Source organism: Brevibacterium sp. BRM-1, from assembly GCF_026802075.1.
Classification (GTDB): domain Bacteria; phylum Actinomycetota; class Actinomycetes; order Actinomycetales; family Brevibacteriaceae; genus Brevibacterium; species Brevibacterium rongguiense.
Map to the genome: position 1 here is coordinate 1,124,490 of NZ_CP113788.1, position 18,799 is coordinate 1,143,288.

The 18,799-nt window shown below is 73.5% G+C and carries 21 protein-coding genes; 5 read left to right on the forward strand and 16 right to left on the reverse strand.

The window, feature by feature from the left end:
• Window positions 1-51: 51 nt before the first annotated feature.
• The 4 genes from BRM1_RS04910 to infC form a co-directional block, all read right to left on the reverse strand.
• Window positions 52-963 (reverse strand): TrmH family RNA methyltransferase, encoded by a 912-nt coding sequence (locus tag BRM1_RS04910; RefSeq protein WP_160952903.1) that lies wholly within the window; start codon window positions 961-963, stop codon window positions 52-54.
• Window positions 964-1,097: 134 nt separating this feature from the next.
• Window positions 1,098-1,487, reverse strand: a complete 390-nt coding sequence (gene rplT, locus BRM1_RS04915) for a 50S ribosomal protein L20 (protein ID WP_160952904.1) — start codon at window positions 1,485-1,487, stop codon at window positions 1,098-1,100.
• Between the two features lie 55 nt (window positions 1,488-1,542).
• Complete coding sequence (rpmI, locus tag BRM1_RS04920) at window positions 1,543-1,740, reverse strand: 50S ribosomal protein L35 (RefSeq protein WP_160952905.1); 198 nt, start codon at window positions 1,738-1,740, stop codon at window positions 1,543-1,545.
• 86 nt (window positions 1,741-1,826) lie between these two features.
• Window positions 1,827-2,504, reverse strand: a complete 678-nt coding sequence (gene infC, locus BRM1_RS04925) for a translation initiation factor IF-3 (protein WP_268528884.1) — start codon at window positions 2,502-2,504, stop codon at window positions 1,827-1,829.
• A 314-nt stretch (window positions 2,505-2,818) separates the two neighbouring features.
• On the opposite strand from infC, the gene BRM1_RS04930 reads away from it, so the two are divergent.
• The 3 genes from BRM1_RS04930 to BRM1_RS04940 all read left to right on the forward strand — a co-directional run bounded on the left by BRM1_RS04930 (window position 2,819) and on the right by BRM1_RS04940 (window position 5,377).
• Window positions 2,819-3,223: a DUF1844 domain-containing protein gene (locus BRM1_RS04930; protein WP_235936319.1), complete on the forward strand. Its 405-nt coding sequence runs from the start codon at window positions 2,819-2,821 to the stop codon at window positions 3,221-3,223.
• A 163-nt stretch (window positions 3,224-3,386) separates the two neighbouring features.
• Window positions 3,387-3,860 (forward strand): Fur family transcriptional regulator, encoded by a 474-nt coding sequence (locus tag BRM1_RS04935; protein WP_160952907.1) that lies wholly within the window; start codon window positions 3,387-3,389, stop codon window positions 3,858-3,860.
• Window positions 3,857-5,377, forward strand: coding sequence for a catalase (locus tag BRM1_RS04940; RefSeq protein ID WP_160952908.1), 1,521 nt, complete (start codon window positions 3,857-3,859; stop codon window positions 5,375-5,377). The genes BRM1_RS04935 and BRM1_RS04940 overlap by 4 nt, the downstream gene beginning before the upstream one ends.
• Window positions 5,378-5,667: 290 nt before the next feature.
• Here the strand turns inward: BRM1_RS04940 and BRM1_RS04945 are convergent, their stop codons facing one another.
• The 7 genes from BRM1_RS04945 to BRM1_RS04975 are packed head-to-tail and all read right to left on the reverse strand — an operon-like array spanning window position 5,668 to window position 10,663.
• Window positions 5,668-6,510 (reverse strand): SseB family protein, encoded by an 843-nt coding sequence (locus tag BRM1_RS04945; protein WP_268528889.1) that lies wholly within the window; start codon window positions 6,508-6,510, stop codon window positions 5,668-5,670.
• A complete protein-coding gene (gene priA, locus BRM1_RS04950; RefSeq protein ID WP_160952909.1) occupies window positions 6,507-7,253 on the reverse strand; it encodes a bifunctional 1-(5-phosphoribosyl)-5-((5-phosphoribosylamino)methylideneamino)imidazole-4-carboxamide isomerase/phosphoribosylanthranilate isomerase PriA in 747 nt (248 codons plus the stop codon). The genes BRM1_RS04945 and priA overlap by 4 nt, the downstream gene beginning before the upstream one ends.
• A complete protein-coding gene (gene hisH / locus BRM1_RS04955; RefSeq protein WP_268528893.1) occupies window positions 7,250-7,876 on the reverse strand; it encodes an imidazole glycerol phosphate synthase subunit HisH in 627 nt (208 codons plus the stop codon). Before hisH ends, priA begins: the two co-directional genes overlap by 4 nt.
• A complete protein-coding gene (locus BRM1_RS04960; RefSeq protein WP_160952911.1) occupies window positions 7,873-8,469 on the reverse strand; it encodes a hypothetical protein in 597 nt (198 codons plus the stop codon). Before BRM1_RS04960 ends, hisH begins: the two co-directional genes overlap by 4 nt.
• On the reverse strand, window positions 8,466-9,110 hold the full coding sequence (gene hisB / locus BRM1_RS04965; protein WP_268528897.1) for an imidazoleglycerol-phosphate dehydratase HisB: 645 nt from the start codon (window positions 9,108-9,110) through the stop codon (window positions 8,466-8,468). Before hisB ends, BRM1_RS04960 begins: the two co-directional genes overlap by 4 nt.
• A complete protein-coding gene (locus tag BRM1_RS04970) occupies window positions 9,107-10,249 on the reverse strand; it encodes a histidinol-phosphate transaminase (RefSeq protein ID WP_268528900.1) in 1,143 nt (380 codons plus the stop codon). Before BRM1_RS04970 ends, hisB begins: the two co-directional genes overlap by 4 nt.
• Window positions 10,250-10,258: 9 nt before the next feature.
• Window positions 10,259-10,663, reverse strand: coding sequence for a LysM peptidoglycan-binding domain-containing protein (locus tag BRM1_RS04975; RefSeq protein ID WP_160952913.1), 405 nt, complete (start codon window positions 10,661-10,663; stop codon window positions 10,259-10,261).
• Window positions 10,664-10,899: 236 nt separating this feature from the next.
• Between BRM1_RS04975 and lexA the strand changes: the two genes are divergently transcribed.
• Window positions 10,900-11,658, forward strand: a complete 759-nt coding sequence (gene lexA, locus BRM1_RS04980; RefSeq protein WP_202410842.1) for a transcriptional repressor LexA — start codon at window positions 10,900-10,902, stop codon at window positions 11,656-11,658.
• A 17-nt stretch (window positions 11,659-11,675) separates the two neighbouring features.
• Here the strand turns inward: lexA and BRM1_RS04985 are convergent, their stop codons facing one another.
• Window positions 11,676-13,643: an ATP-dependent DNA helicase gene (locus tag BRM1_RS04985; protein ID WP_268528909.1), complete on the reverse strand. Its 1,968-nt coding sequence runs from the start codon at window positions 13,641-13,643 to the stop codon at window positions 11,676-11,678.
• Window positions 13,640-15,178 (reverse strand): GTPase HflX, encoded by a 1,539-nt coding sequence (hflX, locus tag BRM1_RS04990; protein WP_407925009.1) that lies wholly within the window; start codon window positions 15,176-15,178, stop codon window positions 13,640-13,642. The genes BRM1_RS04985 and hflX overlap by 4 nt, the downstream gene beginning before the upstream one ends.
• A 143-nt stretch (window positions 15,179-15,321) precedes the next feature.
• On the opposite strand from hflX, the gene BRM1_RS04995 reads away from it, so the two are divergent.
• Entirely contained in the window at window positions 15,322-15,948 is a 627-nt protein-coding gene (locus BRM1_RS04995; RefSeq protein ID WP_160952915.1) for a class I SAM-dependent methyltransferase, read from the forward strand.
• Window positions 15,949-16,059: 111 nt separating this feature from the next.
• On the opposite strand, the gene dapF is transcribed toward BRM1_RS04995, so the two are convergent.
• From dapF to BRM1_RS05010, 3 genes are read right to left on the reverse strand one after another with little or no spacing between them, the layout of a single operon-like run.
• On the reverse strand, window positions 16,060-17,007 hold the full coding sequence (gene dapF / locus BRM1_RS05000) for a diaminopimelate epimerase (RefSeq protein ID WP_268528912.1): 948 nt from the start codon (window positions 17,005-17,007) through the stop codon (window positions 16,060-16,062).
• Between the two features lie 47 nt (window positions 17,008-17,054).
• The gene (miaA, locus tag BRM1_RS05005; protein WP_268528915.1) at window positions 17,055-17,969 is read right to left on the reverse strand and encodes a tRNA (adenosine(37)-N6)-dimethylallyltransferase MiaA; all 915 of its coding nucleotides are present in this window, start codon (window positions 17,967-17,969) and stop codon (window positions 17,055-17,057) included.
• Window positions 17,966-18,796, reverse strand: a complete 831-nt coding sequence (locus BRM1_RS05010) for a hypothetical protein (protein WP_268528917.1) — start codon at window positions 18,794-18,796, stop codon at window positions 17,966-17,968. The genes miaA and BRM1_RS05010 overlap by 4 nt, the downstream gene beginning before the upstream one ends.
• Window positions 18,797-18,799: the final 3 nt, after the last annotated feature.

Consider the following 18,799-nt stretch of genomic DNA (forward strand, 5'->3'; position numbering starts at 1 on the left):
CCCCCGCGCAGCCATGCGCGGCACTGCGGCGCTGCGCCGCAGCGGTGCCGTTCACGGCGCCAGGCTGCGCGCGGACTCGTAGATGCACACGCTCGCGGCGGTCGCGAGGTTGAGGCTCTCCGCCCTGCCGTAGATCGGCACGGCCACCGCAGCATCGGCGAGCGCGCGGTCGGCCTCCGGCAGCCCCCACGCCTCGTTGCCGAAGACCCACATCGTCCGGCGGGTGAGGTCCAGACCGCTCTCCCACGGGACATGGAGGTCGTGCGCCGGCGGGTGGCCGTCGGCCGCGAGCACCTGCAGGCCCCGAGCGCGGCCGAGCTCGACCACCTCGGGCAGGCCGACCCCTGTGACCACCGGCACGTGGAACAGCGACCCAGCGGTGGCCCGCACCGCCTTCGGGTTGTAGACATCGACACTCGAGGACGTGCACACGACTGCGTCGGCACCGGCCGCATCGGCCACGCGCAGCACGGTGCCGAGGTTGCCGGGGTCGCGCACCTGGGAGAGCACGACGACCAGGCGGGCGTCGCGGGTGAGGACATCGGAAAGCTCAACATCCAGGTGCTCGCAGACGCCCACAAGTCCCTGCGAGGCGACGGTGTCGGCCACCCCGGCCAGCGCCTCGGGCTCGGCCTGGCGGATGCGCACCCCGCCCGCGGCAGCGGCCGCGAGCAGCTCCGGGTGGCGCCGGGCGGCGTGCGCCGTGGCCCATAGGTCGACGAGTGCGCCGGCCGGGCGCCCCCCGGCGGCGCCGTTGACCGTCACGCGCGCGGGGCGCACCTCGGCCTCGTGGGCGAGCGCCTCGCCCACGGCCTGCTGCCCCTCGATGAGGAAGCGCTTCGACTTCGCCCGCCAGGTGCGCGCGTGCAGCTTCGCGGCCTCCTTGAGGCGGCGGGACTGGGCGGAGGTCACCACGGGGCCCTGGAGGCCCGGGTGGAGTTCGGAGACGGCAGGAGTGCTCATGCCCGCCACCCTAGCGGCCGCGGGCGCCCGGGCATGCGAAGCGGGGCGGCGGGAGCTGTGCTCCCGCCGCCCCGCTTCGGGTGCGGCGACCGGCTGCGCGCCGGGCCGTGCGGCCGCTCGGGCGGCCGCGAGGGTCACGCCGCCGAGGTCTTCGGCGCGTTGACGTCGGCCGGCAGACCGGCCTTGGCCGTCGCCACGAGCGAGGCGAAGACGGCCGGGTCGTTGACCGCGAGCTCGGCGAGCATGCGGCGGTCGACCTCGACACCGGCGGCCTTGAGGCCCTGGATGAACCGGTTGTAGGTCATGCCGTTGGCGCGCGCGCCGGCATTGATGCGCTGGATCCACAGCCGGCGGAAGTCGCCCTTGCGGGCGCGGCGATCGCGGTAGCTGTAGACGAGCGAGTGGATGACCTGCTCTTTGGCCTTGCGGTACAGGCGCGAGCGCTGCCCGCGGTAGCCGCTTGCCCGGTCGAGGATGACCCGGCGCTTCTTCTTGGCGTTGACCGCCCTCTTCACACGTGCCACGTGTACTCCTTAGAAAATTGCGTCTCTGGCGGCAGCCAGCTGGACCGAAGGGTGCTCAGCGCTTGCCGAGGAGCTTGAGCCCCTTGGCCGCATCGCCCTTGGACAGGACCTGATCGAGCTGGAGCCGGCGCTTGCGGCGCGACGACTTGTGCTCGGCGAGGTGGCGGTTGTTCACGCGCTCGCGCATGACCTTGCCGCTGCCGGTGAGGCGCAGGCGCTTCTTGGCGCCGCTGTGGGTCTTCTGCTTCGGCATAGTGCCGTTCTCCTTCTTGCCTGGCCGCGCGCGAGCGCGGCTGGACGTGCAATGCGGTAGCGCCGCGATGGCTCGCGGCGCGAGGATCATTCGGCCGGGGCCTTCTTGCTGCCGGCCTTGGCCTGGGCCTCGCGCTCACGGCGCGACTTGACCTCGGCGGTCGAGCCCTTGGCCCCCTCGGACGCCTTGCGGGACTCCGCCTTCGCGTCGGCCTTCGACTTGCTGGGGGCGATCACCATGACCATGTTGCGGCCGTCGACCCGCGGCGCGGATTCGACGGAGCCCAGGTCGGAGACCTCTTCGGCGAGCTTGTTGAGCAGGCGCATGCCCATCTCCGGGCGGGACTGCTCGCGACCGCGGAACATGATCATGACCTTGACCTTGTCGCCGCCGGCGAGGAACCGGGTGACGTGGCCCTTCTTGGTCTCGTAGTCGTGCTCGTCGATCTTGAGCCGGAACCGGATCTCCTTGAGCGCCATGTTGGCCTGGTTGCGGCGCGACTCACGGGCCTTCTGGGCCGATTCGTACTTGAACTTGCCGAAGTCCATGAGCTTGACCACGGGCGGCTTGGCCTGCGGCGCCACCTCGACGAGGTCGAGATCGGCTTCGCGGGCGAGATCGAGCGCTTTGCGGATGGCGACGATGCCCACCTGTTCCCCATTGGGGCCCACGAGGCGGACTTCCGGAACCCGGATCCGATCATTGATGCGCGGCTCGCTGATGTGTTCTCTCCTTCTCACGAATGCGGTGATCGCGCGCCGCATGGGAAAGGGCTCCCTGCGACGCATGCGAAGGGAGCCCGAGAGGAACCGCGGTGCGATCACCGCTGCGCCCCCGCGTGAAACAGAGGCGAATTCCGTACCCGATCGCCAGCGGCGATCCAGGTGGGAGCGCGAGCTCCGCTTTGCACCCTGCCAGTGTACTACGCATCGCCGATGGGCGCACGCGCCGGGGCCGAACGGACCCCGGCGGCCCGCAGGCCCCCCGGCCGAGGCGCGCCTCGGCCGGCACATTCCTCGGGCCGAGGTGCGCCTCGGCCCGGTGCGCTGGGAGGACCGGGCTGTGGGAAGCTGGGCGCATGAGCCAACACACCCACCGGTTCGAAGCCGACGGAGCAGATAACGCGGCACAGCAGCACGCCGCCGAGCAGCAGGCGCTGCGCGATATCGCCGAGGTGCCCGCCGTCGAGGTCATCTCCTCGGCCGCCGTCCACCTCATGAGCGCCGCCGCGGTCAAGTGCGGGCTCGCCGAGGACGGGCCCGAGGGGTCGGGGGCCGACCTCGCCGACCTCGACGAGGCGCGCAAGCTCATCACCGCCCTGGCCGGACTCGTGACGGCCGGGTCGACGGAGATCGGCGACCACCACGCGCGCCCGCTGCGCGATGGGCTGCGCAGCCTTCAGCTGGCCTTCCGTGAGGCCTCCGCGCACCCGGACCGCCCCGGCATGGGACCGGGCGAGAAGTACACGGGCCCCGTCGCCTGAGCCCGCAGCGCCCACCGCGCCACAACGGCGCGACGACGCTGCCGCCGCGCACCGCGGCCCAGCCCCGGCCCCGCCGCCCCTCACCGCCCCCGCCCGGAAAGGTCTGCCTCACTGAGGCAGACCTTTCTTGATTCATTCCAGAAAACTACCTAGCGTAGCGAACGTGACGACGACACCGAACCCCGCCGCGGAGGCCATCCGCGCCGCCGGCCTGCGCGTCACCGCACCACGGCAGGCCGTCTACGACGCACTGGCCGCCGACCGCGCCCACCCCGACGCCGAGCAGATCACCGCCGCCGCGCGGGCGCTGCTGGGCCGCGTCTCGCAGCAGGCCGTCTACGACGTGCTCGCCGCGTTCGAGCGCGCGGACCTGGTCCGCTGCATCGACCCGGCCGGCTCCCCGGCGGCGCGCTACGAGCTCCAGACGCACGACAACCATCACCACCTGGTGTGCACGTCGTGCCGGCGGATCGTCGACGTCGAGTGCGGTGCGGACACGGTGCCGTGCATGCACCCCTCCGCCGACCACGGCTTCGCCCTCGAGGCCACCGAGGTCGTCTACTGGGGCCGGTGCCCGCAGTGCCAGGAATCCGGCGAGGAGGACTCGCCGACCACCCGTCCTAAGGAGAACCCATGACGGAGAGCTTCACGACCAACGACTTCGGCATCCCAGTGGGCAGCGACCAGCACTCGCTCACCATCGGGCCCAACGGCCCCATCCTCCTGCAGGACCACTACCTCATCGAGAAGCTCGCCCACTTCAACCGCGAGCGGGTCCCGGAGCGCGTGGTCCACGCCAAGGGCGGCGGCGCCTTCGGCACGCTGACGATCACGAACGACGTCTCGAAGTACACCCGCGCCGCGGTCTTCCAGCCCGGCACGCAGACCGAGATGCTCGCACGCTTCTCGACCGTGGCCGGCGAGCAGGGCTCCCCGGACACGTGGCGCGACCCGCGCGGGTTCGCCCTGAAGTTCTACACGACCGAGGGCAACCTCGACATTGTGGGCAACAACACGCCCGTGTTCTTCATCCGCGACGCCATCCAGTTCCCCGACTTCATCCACTCCCAGAAGCGCAAGACCGGCTCGGGCCTGCGCGATCACAACATGCAGTGGGACTTCTGGACCCAGGTGCCGGCCTCGGCCCACCAGGTCACCTACCTCATGGGCGACCGCGGCATCCCGCGCTCGTGGCGCGAGCAGAACGGCTACGGCTCGCACACCTTCCAGTGGATCAACGCCGAGGGCGAGCGCTACTGGGTGAAGTACCACTTCCACTCGAACCAGAAGCAGGAGTTCATCGAGGCCAACGGCCACGAGGGCTTCTCCGCCGACGAGGCGAACGAGATGGCCGGAATCGACGCCGACTACCACCGGCGCGACCTCTACGAGGCGATCGAGGCCGGGAACTACCCGAGCTGGGACGTCAAGGTCCAGATCATGCCCTACGCCGAGGCCGCCGACTACCACATCAACCCGTTCGACGTGACGAAGATCTGGCCGCACTCGGACTACCCGCTCATCGACGTGGGCCGCTTCGAGCTCAACCGCAATCCGGAGGACTTCTTCTCCGAGATCGAGCAGGCGGCCTTCGCGCCCTCGAACCTGGTGCCCGGCACGGGCCTGAGCCCGGACAAGATGCTCATGGGCCGGATCTTCGCCTATGCCGACATCCACCGCTACCGGATCGGCGCGAACTACGCCCAGCTGCCGGTCAACCGGCCCAAGAACGCGGCCAAGCACAGCTACTCGATGCACGGCTCGATGTCCTACGAGAACTATCCGAAGGACCAGGCCGAGTACGCCCCCAACAGCTACGGCGGCCCGCACGCGGACCCGCAGCGCACGACGGAGGACAACCTCGTCGACGTCGAGGGCGCGGTCATGCGCTCGGTGGAGACGCTGCGGCCCGACGACGGTGACTTCAACCAGGCCGGCGAGCTCGTGCGCAACGTGCTCGACGACGCCGCCCGCGACCGGATGGTGGGCAACATCTCCGGCCACCTGCTCAACGGCGTGCGCGAGCCGGTGCTCAGCCGCGCCTTCCAGTACTGGAAGAACGTCGACGCCGAGCTCGGCGGGCGCATCGAGAACGTCGTGCGCGGCGCGCAGTCCGACGAGCACACCTCGGACACGCTCAACGCGCCGAGCTGAGCGAACCGCAGACACCGTCCCGCACCCAGGGGGCCCGGGCGCTTCGGCGCCCGGGCCCCCTTGCGCTGCTGCGGGCCCGCGCGCGCGTCGCCCGCACGGTCGGCGAAATGGGCGGCAGCCGGGCGCGGCACTCGGAGCTGCACGAGCAGCCGGGCCGGGCGGGCACCTCGGCTGCTGTACCGCTGTGCGGTCAGCCGGGCCGAAGTGGGGACCGGGCGGTCAGCCGGGCCGCGGCCGGAACCGGGCAGGGCTCCGGGCCGAGGCGCGCGGAGCGATGCGGCGGACGGGGCTCAGGCGCGCAGGGAGAGGGTGAGGGAGTCCGCGCGCTCGGCGAGCACCTCGTTCGCGGACAGGCGCTCCTGGACCACGCCCAGCTCCGCGGCGGAGGGCTGGCGCGAGCAGGTGAGGGTCAGCGCCACCTCGGGCCCGGCGGTGCCGACCTGTGCGGTGCCCGGCCCCACGCCGGCGGCGTCGATCCAGTCGAGGCCAGCCGTGGCGCGCGCACACGCGCGGGCCACTGCCTCATCCGCCCACGCCGGGGTCCATGCGCGGCCCTGGATGAACGCCCACAGCGCGGGGCGGCGCACGACGAACGTGTGCGCGGTGCCCGGATCGAGCACGAGCAGCTGGGCGCCCTCCTCGATGGCGGCGGCCGCCATGCGCTCCGCCTCGATCGGCACCGGCCGGGCGGCATCGGCCCAGGCAGTGAGCGCGGGGATGTCCGTGAAGCAGGGGGTGGCCTCCCGCCCGTCCTCCGCGGCCAGGCGCACCATGGCCATCTCCGAGCGGTTGTCGTGGACGAAGCCTCGCTCGTCGCTCACGTGCTCGACCGCCGTGGGCAGCACCGGCGCATAGAGGCGCGCTGCGCGCAGGGCTGTGAGCACGCCGGTGTGGGCCGCCGGGTCCAGCGGCGCGGCGGCCACGGCCTCGAGTGCTGACCGCAGGGCCGGATCGGCCCGACCGTCATCGCCGGAGAACGGGTTGGGGCGCAGGGTGCGCCCGGCCCAGGGGGTCCCGGCCGAATCCGCGATGTTCGGCGCGCTGGCCGCAGACGCGCCGTGCGCCGCCGAGGCATCCGGGGCGGGCGCGCTCGCGGCGGCGCCCGCACCGGGGGTGCGCTCGGCCCGGCTCACTGGGCGCCGGCGACGTCGAGCGCCTCGGGCAGGGTGAAGCGGCCCGCGTAGAGCGCCTTGCCGACGATCGCGGCCTCGACGCCCTCGGGGACGAGCTCGCGGAGAGCCGCGAGGTCGGCCAGTTCGGAGATCCCGCCGGAGGCGACGACCGGCCGGTCCGTGCGAGCGCAGACCTCGCGCAGCAGCTCCGTGTTGGGCCCGCGCAGGGTCCCGTCCTTCGTCACATCGGTGACGACATACCGGGCGCAGCCGGCCTCCTCCAGCTGGGCGAGGACGTCCCAGAGCTCGCCGCCCTCCTCCGTCCAGCCGCGGGCGGCGAGCGTGGTGCCGCGCACGTCCAGGCCGATGGCGATCCGGTCGCCGTACGTGGCGATCGCCTCGGCGGTCCAGGCGGGATTCTCCAGGGCGGCGGTGCCGATGTTCACGCGCTCGGCCCCGGTGTCGAGCGCTCGCTCGAGCGAGTCGGTGTCGCGGATGCCGCCGGAGAGCTCCACGCTGATCGACACGGACTTCGTCACCTGGCGCAGGAGGTCGTAGTTCGACCCGCGGCCGAACGCGGCGTCGAGATCGACGAGGTGGATCCATTCGGCCCCGGCCTGCTCGAACTGGCCGGCCGCGTCGAGCGGGGAGCCGTAGGAGGTCTCGGTGCCGGCCTCGCCCTGAACGAGCCGGACCGCCCGGCCGTCGGCGACGTCCACGGCGGGCAGCAGCGTGAGTGCGGGTGCGCTGGCGATTTCGCTCATGCGCCCATCCTAGACAGCGCCTCCAGCCAGTTGCGCAGGAGGTGGAGGCCGGCGTCGGCGGACTTCTCGGGGTGGAACTGCACGGCCCACGTGGTGCCGTCCTCGACCGCGGCGACGAAGTCCTCCCCCGCCCGGGTGAGGGCGGCGGGCGCCCCCGGCGGCGGGGTGTGGGCGGCGAACGAGTGGACGAAGTAGAACCGCTCGTCCTCGATGCCGGCGAACATCTGGGAGCCGGCGGGCGCGGCCACGGTGTCCCAGCCCATGTGGGGCACGATCGGCGCGCGCAGCCGGGTGACCTCACCGGGCCACAGGCCCACGCCGGCGTCGGTCAGCCCGTGCTCGGTGCCGGAGGAGAAGAGCACCTGGAGGCCGACGCAGATCCCCAGGAGCGGCCGCTGCTGGGCGTGGCGCCGGCGGATGAGCTCCACCGCGCCCACCCCGCGCAGGCCGTCCATGACCGCGGAGAAGGCGCCCACCCCGGGGACGACGAGGCCCTGCGCGGCCTCGGCACGCACCGGGTCTGCCGTCAGCTCGACGCTCGCCCCGGCGGCTTCGAGGGCGCGCACCGCGGAGCGCACATTGCCCGAGCCGTAGTCGAGCACCACGATCTCGGGGGCGCTCATGCCCGGCCCGCCAGCAGCCGGCTCACGCGGAACAGCGAGAAGCCCAGCACGAGCGCGCCCAGGCCGACCGCGAACCACGCGGGGCCGGTCCCGGCCAGCGCGACGAGGGCGCCGGCGACGACCGCGATGACGGCGAGCAGCGCGACGACCATCCACAGCAGGGCGGTGCGGGCGAGGGCGGCGCGCGCGGGCGTCATCGCCGCGGCCGAGGCCTGCATGCGCGACATCGACGCGGTGTCGATGCGGCCCTCGACATCGGCCGGGTCGAGCGCTTCGAGCAGCAGCGACTCGACCTCGCCCGGCAGGTTGGTCAGCGCGAGCCCGGCGGGCACATCGGCCTCCCTGGCACCGTTGCGGTAGTGGCCGGCGTCGATCTGCTCGTCGCTGCGCACGAGGAGGAGCACCTCGTGGTCGCGGGCGAGCTCGGAGATCTTCGCGGCCGCAGCGTTGCCGGCCTCCACGTCCGTGCCCGAGGCGACGATCGCGGTGAAGTCCCCCACCGGCACGACGTCGCCGCCGATGCCGGAGAGCACGCAGGCGGCGGCGAGCTGATCTGCCCGGCCGAAGGGCGTGACGACGACGGTTCGGCTCACAGCGACCCCTTCGTGCTCGGCACGCCGACCACGCGCGGGTCCGGCTCGATCGCGGTGCGCAGCGCACGGGCGAACGCCTTGAACTGCGTTTCGGCGATGTGGTGGGGGTCCCGCCCGGTCACGAGCTCCAGGTGGACGGTCAGCCCGGCGGCGAACGCCAGCGACTCGAGCGCGTGGCCGGTCAGCGACCCGGTGAAGTGCCCGCCGATGAGGTGGGTGAGCTGGCCGGCGGACTCCCCCGAGTGGACGAAGTAGGGCCGGCCGCTGACATCGACGACGCAGCGGGCGAGCGCCTCGTCGAGCGGGACCGCGGCATCGCCGTAGCGGCGGATGCCCGCCTTGTCCCCGAGGGCCTCGCGCAGCGCCTGCCCGATGACGATCGCCGTGTCCTCGACCGTGTGGTGGGCGTCGATGTGCGTGTCGCCGCGCGCGCTCACGTCCAGGTCGATGAGCGAGTGCTTCGCCAGCGCCGTGAGCATGTGGTCGAAGAACGGCACCTGCGTGGCGATCGCCGCCGCGCCCGTCCCATCGAGGTCGAGGCTGACGCTGACCTGGGACTCGGAGGTGGAGCGCGCGCGCTCGGCGCGCCGCGCCGGCGCGGTGCTCCCCGCGGGGCCGGGGGGCTGGGGGCTGTTCGTCATGCGCGCACCTCCGGGTGGGCTCTCACGATGGATTGCAGGGCGGCGGTGAAGGCGGCGGTCTCCGTCTCCGTGCCCGCGTTGACCCGCAGGCAGCCGGGGATGCCGATGTCGCGCAGCAGCACGCCGTGGTCGAGGAAGCGCTGCCAGAGCTCGGCCGGGTCCGCGGCACCGCGGAACAGCAGGAAGTTCGCATCGCTGGGCACGGGCTCGAAGCCGGCGGCGGCCAGTGCGGCGGCCATCGCATCGCGGCTGGCCACGAGGCGCTCGACGTTGTCCAGCAGCTCCGGGGCGTGGTCGAGCGCGGCGCAGGCGGCGGCCTGGGTGAGCGCGGAGAGGTGATAGGGCAGGCGCACCAGGCGCAGGGCGTCGATGAGGGCGGGAGCGGCGACGGCGTAGCCCACCCGGGCGCCGGCGAACGCGAAGGCCTTGCTCATCGTCCGCGAGACGACCAGGCGCGGATGCTGCGGCAGGAGGTGGAGGGCGGTCGCGAAGCCCGGCCGGGCGAATTCGGCGTAGGCCTCGTCGACGATGACGATACCGGGGCTCACGGCCAGGATCTCCCCGATGGCGCTCAGCGGGGTCGAACCCCCCGTCGGGTTGTTCGGCGTGCACACGAACACGACGTCGGGCTGTTCGGCCTCGATGGCGGCCAGGGCCGCGGGCAGGTCGATCTCGAAGTCCGCGGTGCGGGGCACCTCAAGCCATGCGGCACCGGTGGAGGCGGCGATGAGCGGGTGCATCGAATAGCTGGGGGTGAAGCCCATGACCGTGCGGCCGGCCCCTGCGAAGGCCTGGAGGATATGGGACAGGACCTCGTTCGAGCCGTTGGCCGCCCAGACCTGGCCGGGGTCGATGCGCGCGGGGCCGTCGGCCGCGCCGTCACTGGGCTGGCGCTCGAGCACCCCGGTCGCATAGGACGCCAGCTTTCCCCGCAGGGCCGTGAACTCCCGGTCCGGGTACCGGTTGAGCCCGGCCGCCTGGTCCGAGACAGCCCGCGCGATGTCGGCTGCGACGGTCGGCGGGACGGGGTAGGAGTTCTCGTTGACGTTGAGCGCCACCGGCACATCGAGCTGCGGGGCACCGTAGGGCGAGCGGCCGCGCAGGTCCGCGCGGATGGGCAGATCGGATAACTCGGGCACCCGGCGATTCTATCGCGCGGGCACCTCCAGCCGCTGGCCCGGGTGGACGACCGATCCCTCGATGCCGTTGAGGTCGCGGATCTCGACGATGACGTCGCGCGGGTCCTCCCCGCCGGCGTTCCGCACGGCGATCGACCACAGTGTCTGCCCCTCGCCGACGACGACGCTGTGCGTGTGGGCGCTGGAGCCGGAGGGCGCGGCGCCGGCGCCGGCGAATGCCGCCGGGCGCACCGCGAGGGCGAGTCCGAGGCCGAGTGCGGCAATGACTGCGAGCAGCGCGAGCCGGCGCACGGCGATCGCGGTACGGCGCGGGCCGCGCGCCGTGTGCACGAGGCTGGTGCCGCGCGCACCGCGCCCCGCGTCGGCCCGGCGGTGCAGGAACGGCGTTGCCGTGGGAAGTGCTGCAGTGCTCATGGCGTCCTCCTTGCCAGCTGCGCCGGGGCGATCCCGCGACGCTTATCGAACTGCTGTTTCGAACTCACGTTCTATTGAACCCGACATTCGAACAGATGTCTACTCTTCATCGAACATGTGTGTGAAAATGGATTCGAAAAGTCACCGTCTTCATGTTCTGCAGGAAGTCTCCCCGGAGGCACTGACATGGGCAGCGACGTCGGAGTCATCGCAGGTCAGAGAGGGAATGAGGAAATATGAGCCCCCAGCAGCGCCGCCCCCGCGGACGCCCCCGCAACGACAGCGTCGTCGAGGAGATCAACGAGTTCCGCGCCGACCGCGCGGATGTCGTGGAGATCCCGCAGGCCTCGGCGGCGGAGGGCGACCGCCGCCTCACCCCCCGCCAGCGGCTCGTCCTCGAGACGATCGAGCACGCGGTCTACACGAACGGCTACCCGCCGAGCATGCGGGAGATCGGCGAGGCCGCCGGGCTCGCCTCGCTGTCCTCGGTGGCCCACCAGCTCTCGCAGCTCGAGCGCCTCGGCTACCTGCGCCGGGATCCCAAGCGGCCGCGCGCCATCGAGGTCGTGAGCCCCGCCGAGCAGCTCGATGTGCTCGAATCCCAGGCCCACACGTCGGCGAACACCGCGATCGTGCCCGTCATCGGCCGCATCGCCGCGGGCGGGCCCATCCTCGCCGAGCAGGCGGTCGACGACATGTTCGCCCTGCCGCGCCAGGTGGTGGGCTCCGGTGAGCTCTTCCTGCTCCAGGTCGTGGGCGATTCGATGCTCGAGGCGGCGATCTGCGATGGGGACTTCGTCGTGGTGCGCCGCCAGTCCACCGCGGACAACGGCGAGATCGTCGCAGCCCTCCTGGACGACGAGGCGACCGTCAAGACGCTCAAGCGCACCGGCGGCAAGCAGTGGCTGCTGCCGCAGAACAAGGACTACGAGCCCATCGACGGCGACCACGCCACGATCATGGGCATCGTCACCGCCGTCATCCGCAGGGTCTGAGGCGGCGGGCGCGGCGCTCAGCCGCGCAGCCGCCGCAGGGCCCCGCGCACCGCCGCCGGGCTCTCGGTGCGCCACATGGGCGGCAGCGAGGACAGGAGGAACTCGCCGTAGCGGGCCGTGCGCACGCGCGAATCCAGGATCGCGACGACCCCGCGGTCCTCCGAGCTGCGGATGAGCCTGCCCACCCCCTGTGCCAGCCGCAGCGCCGCGTGCGTGGCGCTCACGGCCATGAAGCCGTTGGCCCCGCGCTGCGCCGCGGCCTGCGTGCGCGCCTGCGAGAGCGGATCGTCGGGCCGCGGGAACGGGATCCGGTCGATGACGACGAGCCGGCACGTGCGCCCGGGGACGTCGACGCCCTGCCACAGGCTCATCGTGCCCATGAGGCACGCGTCCTCGTCCGCGGCGAAGCGGCGCACGAGCGAGGACAGCGTGTCCTCCCCCTGCGCGAGGACGGTGAGGTCCGTGCGCTCGCGCAGCGCCTGCGCCGCCTGCGCGGCGGCCGCCCGCGAGGAGAAGAGTCCCAGGGCCCCGCCGCCGGAGGCCTCGACCAGTTCGACGAGCTCCGCGAGCGCCTCCTCCCCCAGCCCGCTGCGGCCCGGCTTGGGCAGCTGGGAGGCCGCGTAGAGGATGCCCTGGGCGGCGTAGTCGAACGGCGATCCCACGTCGATCGCGTCGTAGCGGGGGGCCTCGGGGCCCACGAGGCCCAGCGAGGCGGCCACTGCCTCGAAGCGGCCGCCCAGCGCCAGGGTGGCCGAGGTCGCGATGACGGTGGCGTCTTCGAAGATCCCGCGACGCAGCGTGCCCGCCACGCTCAGCGGCGCCACGACGAGCGCGACCGTCTCCTGCTCGCGGTAGGCGCTGCGGGCCACCCACACGACGTCCCAGTCGCCGTGCTCGGCCATCCGCTCCGCGAGCTCGAAGACCTCCTGCAGGCGGGCGCGGGCCATCTGCCGGCCCGCCTCGGCCTCGGAGGCGCGCTCGGAACCGCCGCCGATGTCCGCGACGACCTGGCGCGCCGCGTCGCGCACGGCCACCACCGCGGCCTGCAGGGCCTCCGGCCACACCCGCACAAGGCACTCCTCGCACGCCTCGAGCGCGCGCTCGAACCCGGCCGCCGCGGTCTCGAGCAGGTTTAGTACGCCCTCCTGCACCTGCGTGTGGCGCCGCCCGGCCGCCACCGCGGCGGCGAGGACCGCCGCGGTGAGCGACCCGGTCAGCGCGCTCGTCACGCGATCGCGCAGCTCGTGGGCCTCGTCGATGACGACGGCGGCGTGCTCGGGTAGGACCTGCGAATCGCCGAAGGCGTCGATCGCCAGCAGCGCGTGGTTGGTCACCACGATGTCAGCCGCCCCCGCCCGGCCGCGAGCGAGCTCGGCGAAGCACTCGTCGTAGAGCGGGCACTTCGCGCCCAGGCAGTCGAACGCATTCACCGACACCTGGGCCCACGCCCGGTCGGAGACCCCGGGCATGAGGTCGTCGCGGTCGCCGGTCTCCGTCGACTTCGCCCAGCTGCGCACCCGGGCGATCTCCGCCTCGAGGGCGGTGGGGTTGCCGCCTCCGCGGCCGGCGGCGCCGTCCGCGCCCAGGTCGAAGAGCATCCCGGCGCCGTCGTCGGGGTAGCCGCCCTCGAGCTTGTGCTTGCACGCGTAGTTCCGCCGGCCCTTGAGCACCGCCGCGGTGGGCCTGCGGCCCAGCTCGCCGGCGATCGACTTCGTCAGGCGCGGCAGGTCGCGGTCGATGATCTGGGCCTGCAGCGCCAGGGTGGCGGTGGAGACGACGACGCGCTCCCCCGTGCGCAGCGCGTACTCCACACTGGGCACGAGGTAGGCCAGCGACTTGCCGGTGCCGGTGCCGGCCTGCACGAGCAGGTGCACGCCGCTGTCCAGCGCGGAGCCCACGGCCTGGGCCATCGTGTCCTGGCCCTCGCGGCGCGTGCCGCCCAGGCCGGCGACGGCATGGTCGAGGAGGTCCCCGACCTTCGTCACTGCCCGCCGCCGAGGCGCTGCGCGGGCCCCGGTGCCGGCTCGCGCTCGGTGCGCAGGGCCTCCAGCTCGGCGAGGAGATCGGCGTTGACCCGCGCGCGGATGAGCGTGCCCTCGGGCGTGTACTCCTCGCCCAGCACGGTGCCCTCGTCGTGGATGCGGGAGACGAGCGAGCCGCGGTCGAAGGGCACGAGCGCGCTGAGCTCATGCGCCGGCTGCGGCAGCAGCTCCTCGATGCGAGCGCGCAGCGCGCCCACTCCCTCACCGGTGAACGCGGAGACGGCCAGCGAGCCCGGGTGGTTGAGCAGCAGGCCCGCCAGCACCTCGGGCACGGCGATATCGGCCTTGTTGAACACGATGAGCTCGGGGATGTCCGAGGTGTCGATGTCGGCGAGGACATCGTGGACCGCCCGGATCTGGCTCTCCGGATCCGGGTGGGAGGCATCGACGATGTGGACGAGGAGGTCCGCCTCCCCCGCCTCCTCGAGCGTCGAGCGGAAGGCCTCGACCAGCTGGTGGGGCAGGCTGCGCACGAAGCCCACGGTGTCGGTGTACGTGTATGTCCGCCCGTCGGCCGCCTCGGCCTGGCGCACGGTGGGGTCGAGGGTGGCGAAGAGCGCGTTCTGCACCATCGCCCCGGCGTCGGTCAGGCGGTTGAGCAGGGAGGACTTCCCGGCGTTCGTGTAGCCGACGATCGCGGCGCCGGGCACCCGGTTGCGGTCGCGGTTTGCGCGCTTGGCCGCGCGGGCCGGCCCCATCTCCTTGATCTGGCGGCGCAGCTTGGCCATCCGCGTGCGGATCCGGCGCCGGTCGAGCTCGATCTTCGTCTCGCCCGGGCCGCGCGAGCCGATGCCCGCGCCGCCCGCCACTCGGCCGCCGGCCTGGCGCGACATGGAGTCGCCCCAGCCGCGCAGGCGCGGGAGGAGGTATTCGAGCTGCGCGAGCTCCACCTGCGCCTTGCCCTCGCGCGACTTCGCGTGCTGGGCGAAGATGTCGAGGATGAGCGCGACGCGGTCGACGACCTTGACCTTCACGACGTCCTCGAGCGCGCGGCGCTGGCTGGCGGCCAGCTCCGAGTCGACGATGACGGTGTCCGCGCCGACGGCGGCGACGATGTCCTTGAGCTCGTGGGCCTTGCCGCTGCCCAGGTAGGTGGCGGGGTCGGGGTTGTCGCGGCGCTGGAGGACGCCGTCGAGCACCGTCGAGCCCGCGGTCTCGGCGAGGGCGGCGAGCTCGCGCAGCGAGTTCTCCGCCTCTGCGGCGGTCCCCGAGGTCCAGATGCCCGCGAGCACCACCTTCTCGAGGCGGATCTCGCGGTACTCCACCTCGGTGATGTCCTCGAGCTCGGTGGACAGGCCGCCCACTCGGCGCAGCGCCGCGCGGTCGAGGACATCGGCCTGGTCGGAGTCGTCGGCGGCGAGGCGCTCGTCGGTGAGCGCGGTGCCGCGGTGGGAGAGCACGCGGTCGATCATGGCGCGCCGCTGCTCTTCCGGGGTGGTGTCGTTGGGGGAATCCTGCGTGGATCCGCTCACAAGCATCGCTTCTTCCTGTTGTCGTGTCCGTGTCGATTCTCCCACAGGCCCGGCGCGCGCCGGCGGCGCGCGGGCGCCCTGTGGATGCGGGGCCGCGGCGGGCGGGGCACTGCGCCCCGGCTCCGCTGCCCGCGTGAGAGTATGGCGCCGTGGGCGATCACTACTTCTCCGCCGAGCCAGGTGCGGCCAGCCGGCCGCGGGCCATTGCCGCGCAGCTGGGCGGTCGCACCGTCGAGGTGACCACGGATTCCGGGGTGTTCTCGCCCGGTCGCGTGGATCTGGGCACACAGGTGCTACTGCGCCACCTGCCGCCTCCCCCGCCGGGCAACCTGCTCGACCTGGGCTGCGGGTGGGGGCCGCTGAGCCTCCACGCCGGCCTCGTGGCCGCCGCCGAGGGGACGGGCACCCGGGTGTGGGCGCTCGACGTCAATGCGCGCAGCCTGGCGCTCACGGAAGACAACGCCCGGGCTCTGGGCATTCATTCCATCCGCCCCGTCACCGCCGCCGAGGTGCCCGCCGACCTCGAGTTCGCGGCGATCTGGTCCAATCCGCCGATCCGGATCGGCAAGGACGAGCTCCACGCCCTCCTGCTCGCCTGGCTGCCCCGGCTGGCTCCCGGGGGGCAGGCATGGCTCGTCGTGTCGAAGAACCTGGGCGCGGACTCCCTGCAGGCCTGGCTGGCCGAGCAGCTCGGCGCGGAGTACGGCGTGGAGCGCCGGGCCTCCGCCAAGGGCTTCCGCGTCCTCGTCATCACGCGGGCGGTCCGCGCCGGCTGAGGTACTTGCGGGCGAGTCCTGGTCTGCGTCTGCGTCTGCGGCCGGCCAGCGCCGCTCGGCAGGCCGACGCTGTTCAGCCTGCCGGAGCCCAGTTTGCCGGCCAGCGATCGGTCAGCCGGCCAGCGCCTCGAGCGCGGCCGTGAGCTCCGGGCTCGGCGTGACCTCGGCCGTGAGCACGGCGGGACCGGACAGGTAGGCGCGGCCGCCCGCGACCTCGACGCGCACCGTGCCGCCGGGCTGCTCGACGAACCAGTAGTCCGGGGCCCCGGCGCCGGCCCAGCTGCGGGCGGCCAGCGCTGCGGCGCACGCCCCGGTGCCGCAGGCGAAGGTCTCGCCCACCCCCCGCTCGTGGACGCGCATCCGCACCGCGCCCGCCGCCTGGGCACCCGTCTCCTGGGCGCCCGTCGGCTCGTGGCCGGCGGCGGGATCGACGACGATGTACTCGATGTTCGTGCCCTCCGGCGGAACCGGATCGACCCGCGGCGGGCGCCGCAGGTCCGCCGCGTCGAGCTCGGCGCGGCTGGCAAGCGCGAGGACCGTGTGGGGGTTGCCCAGGTCGACGCTGAGCGCGGGCCGGGCCACCGCGATCCCATCGGTTTCGACCAGGGAGTCCGCACCGTCCGAGCCCCGCGGGAAGCGGTATTCGCCCATGTCGACGCGGTACCAAGCCTCGGGGCCGCCGCGCGGGTCCGCGATGCGCTCCACCCGCTTCGTCCCGTCGCGGGTGCCCACAGGGAAGTCGTGCGCGTCGACGAGGCCGCGCTCCATGAGGTAGTGGGCGAAGACCCGCACGCCGTTGCCGCACATCTCCGCGAGCGAGCCGTCGGCGTTGCGGTAGTCCATGAACCACTCCGCGCCGGCGGCGGCGGCCTGCTCGGCACCGGGGATGCCGGAGTCCGCACTGCGCACCACCCGGATCACCCCATCGCCCCCGATGCCCCGGCGCCGGTCGGCCAGCAGCGCGGTCTGCAGCTCGGTGGGGTCGTTCGCACCCTGCGGGTCGAGCACGAGGACGAAGTCGTTGCCGGTGCCGTGCCCGGTGCTGGCCTGGGTGATCACGCCGCCCAGTGTAGACGCCGGCCGGCGTTGGCACCCGCCGGGGACGCTCACTCGCCCGCGGCCGCGCAGATCGCCGCGAGCGCCGCGGGCAGCAGGCCCGGATCATCGGCGGGCAGCCAGCGGATGCGAGGGTCTCGGCGGAACCAGGTCTCCTGGCGCTTGGCGAACTGGCGGGTGCGCACGGTCGTGAGCTCCTGCGCCTCCTCCGGGCTCAGGCGCCCGTCGAGGTGGGCCAGGATCTGCGCGTAGCCGATCGCCCGCGGGGCGGTCCTGCCCTCTTCGAGGCCCAGGCGGCGCAGCCCGCGCACCTCGTCGACCCACCCGGCGCCCCACATCCGGCGCACCCGGCCGGCGATGCGCCCGTGGAGGGCCGGGCGTTCCAGGGCGAGTCCGAGCTGGACGGCGGGGACGGCGCTGCGGTAGGCGGGCAGGGTCGCGGAGAACTCCTCGCCGGTGAGGGCGATGACCTCGAGGGCGCGCACGATGCGCCGAGCATCCGCGGGCGCGATCTTCGCCGCGGCGGCTGGGTCGAGCTCGCTGAGCTGGGCGTGCATAGGCGCGGCGCCGCCGGTCGCGGCGATCGCCTCGAGCCGCGCGCGCAGAGCCGGGTCGGTGCCGGGGAAGGCGATGTCGTCCGTGGCCGCCCGCACGTACAGGCCGGAGCCGCCCACGAGGATGGGCACGCCGCCGCGCTCGCGGATGTCCGCGATGTGCGCGCGGGCCGCGGCCTGGAACGCCTGCACTGTGGCCTCCTCGCGCACGTCGAGGATGTCGATGAGGTGGTGGGGCACTCCGCCGCGCTCGTGCGGCGCGAGCTTGGCCGTGCCGATGTCCATGCCCCGGTAGAACTGCATGGCGTCGGCGTTGATGATCTCCCCGCCGAGCGCGCGGGCGAGCCCGATTGCGAGTTCGGACTTGCCGGTGGCCGTGGCGCCCACCACGCTGATGGCCGGGAGGCTCATGCGGCCTCCCAGTGCCCATGCACCGTCGCGGTGCACACGCGGGAACCGTGCACGGGCTCGCAGCTCGCCTCCGCGGCCGCGCCGCGCTCGGCGGCGAACCGCAGGCCTGCCGCCGCTGCCAGCTCGAGGGCGGCGAGCAGGAGGGTGAGATCGGCGGCGAACCGCTCGGCCTGCGCAGCGCAGCGCCGCAGGCCGGCCGCGTCGCGGCGGGCGAGGGCGGCCAGCACCGCGGCGTCGAACTCCTCCGCTCCGGGAACCGCCGCCAGCGGGCCATCGGCGGTGCTCGCCGCGGACAGGTCGATGGGGAGGACGAGGTGGTCCGGCGCTCCGCCCGGATGGGTCTGCGGTGCCCCTCCCGGCCGGGCCGGTGATGCGCTGACCGGCCACGGGCGGAGTGCTCCGCCGGAGCGCGCGGCGAGGACGGCGGCGACGCCGACGGCGGGATGGGCGGCGAGCGCCGCGCTGCGCTCATCGCCGGTCAGCTGTGCGCAGCGATGCTCCCACTCACGCCCGGTGAGCCGCTGGCCGGTGCGCAGGTCAACGCCGGCGTCGATGCCGAAGGCGCCCAGGCCCGCCACCGGAGGCAGGGCGGGCACCGGCAGCACGGCCGGGCGGGCGAAGGCCGCCCGGATGCGCCGGCGGTGGACGGCCTCGGCGGGAGGGCTCGCGGCACTGGCGGCGCAGAGCGCCCAGTAGGGTGCGGCGGGGACGATGTCGATGCGCACCGCGGTGCCCGCAGACGCTGCCGCGGCTTCAGGGGCCGCGGCCGAACCGGCCGCCGGGACTGCGCGATCGCCGTCCGGCGCCGCGGCGGGCTCCGGGCTCATCCC

Bases quoted from the DNA above. Each gene is read 5' to 3' on its own strand.
- BRM1_RS04910 (WP_160952903.1), bottom strand. From the start codon at position 963: ATGAGCACTCCTGCCGTCTCCGAACTCCACCCGGGCCTCCAGGGCCCC.
- rpmI (WP_160952905.1), bottom strand. From the start codon at position 1,740: ATGCCGAAGCAGAAGACCCACAGCGGCGCCAAGAAGCGCCTGCGCCTC.
- infC (WP_268528884.1), bottom strand. From the start codon at position 2,504: ATGCGGCGCGCGATCACCGCATTCGTGAGAAGGAGAGAACACATCAGC.
- BRM1_RS04930 (WP_235936319.1), top strand. From the start codon at position 2,819: ATGAGCCAACACACCCACCGGTTCGAAGCCGACGGAGCAGATAACGCG.
- BRM1_RS04940 (WP_160952908.1), top strand. From the start codon at position 3,857: ATGACGGAGAGCTTCACGACCAACGACTTCGGCATCCCAGTGGGCAGC.
- priA (WP_160952909.1), bottom strand. From the start codon at position 7,253: ATGAGCGAAATCGCCAGCGCACCCGCACTCACGCTGCTGCCCGCCGTG.
- hisH (WP_268528893.1), bottom strand. From the start codon at position 7,876: ATGAGCGCCCCCGAGATCGTGGTGCTCGACTACGGCTCGGGCAATGTG.
- hisB (WP_268528897.1), bottom strand. From the start codon at position 9,110: ATGACGAACAGCCCCCAGCCCCCCGGCCCCGCGGGGAGCACCGCGCCG.
- BRM1_RS04975 (WP_160952913.1), bottom strand. From the start codon at position 10,663: ATGAGCACTGCAGCACTTCCCACGGCAACGCCGTTCCTGCACCGCCGG.
- lexA (WP_202410842.1), top strand. From the start codon at position 10,900: ATGAGCCCCCAGCAGCGCCGCCCCCGCGGACGCCCCCGCAACGACAGC.
- hflX (WP_407925009.1), bottom strand. From the start codon at position 15,178: ATGCTTGTGAGCGGATCCACGCAGGATTCCCCCAACGACACCACCCCG.
- miaA (WP_268528915.1), bottom strand. From the start codon at position 17,969: ATGAGCCTCCCGGCCATCAGCGTGGTGGGCGCCACGGCCACCGGCAAG.
- BRM1_RS05010 (WP_268528917.1), bottom strand. From the start codon at position 18,796: ATGAGCCCGGAGCCCGCCGCGGCGCCGGACGGCGATCGCGCAGTCCCG.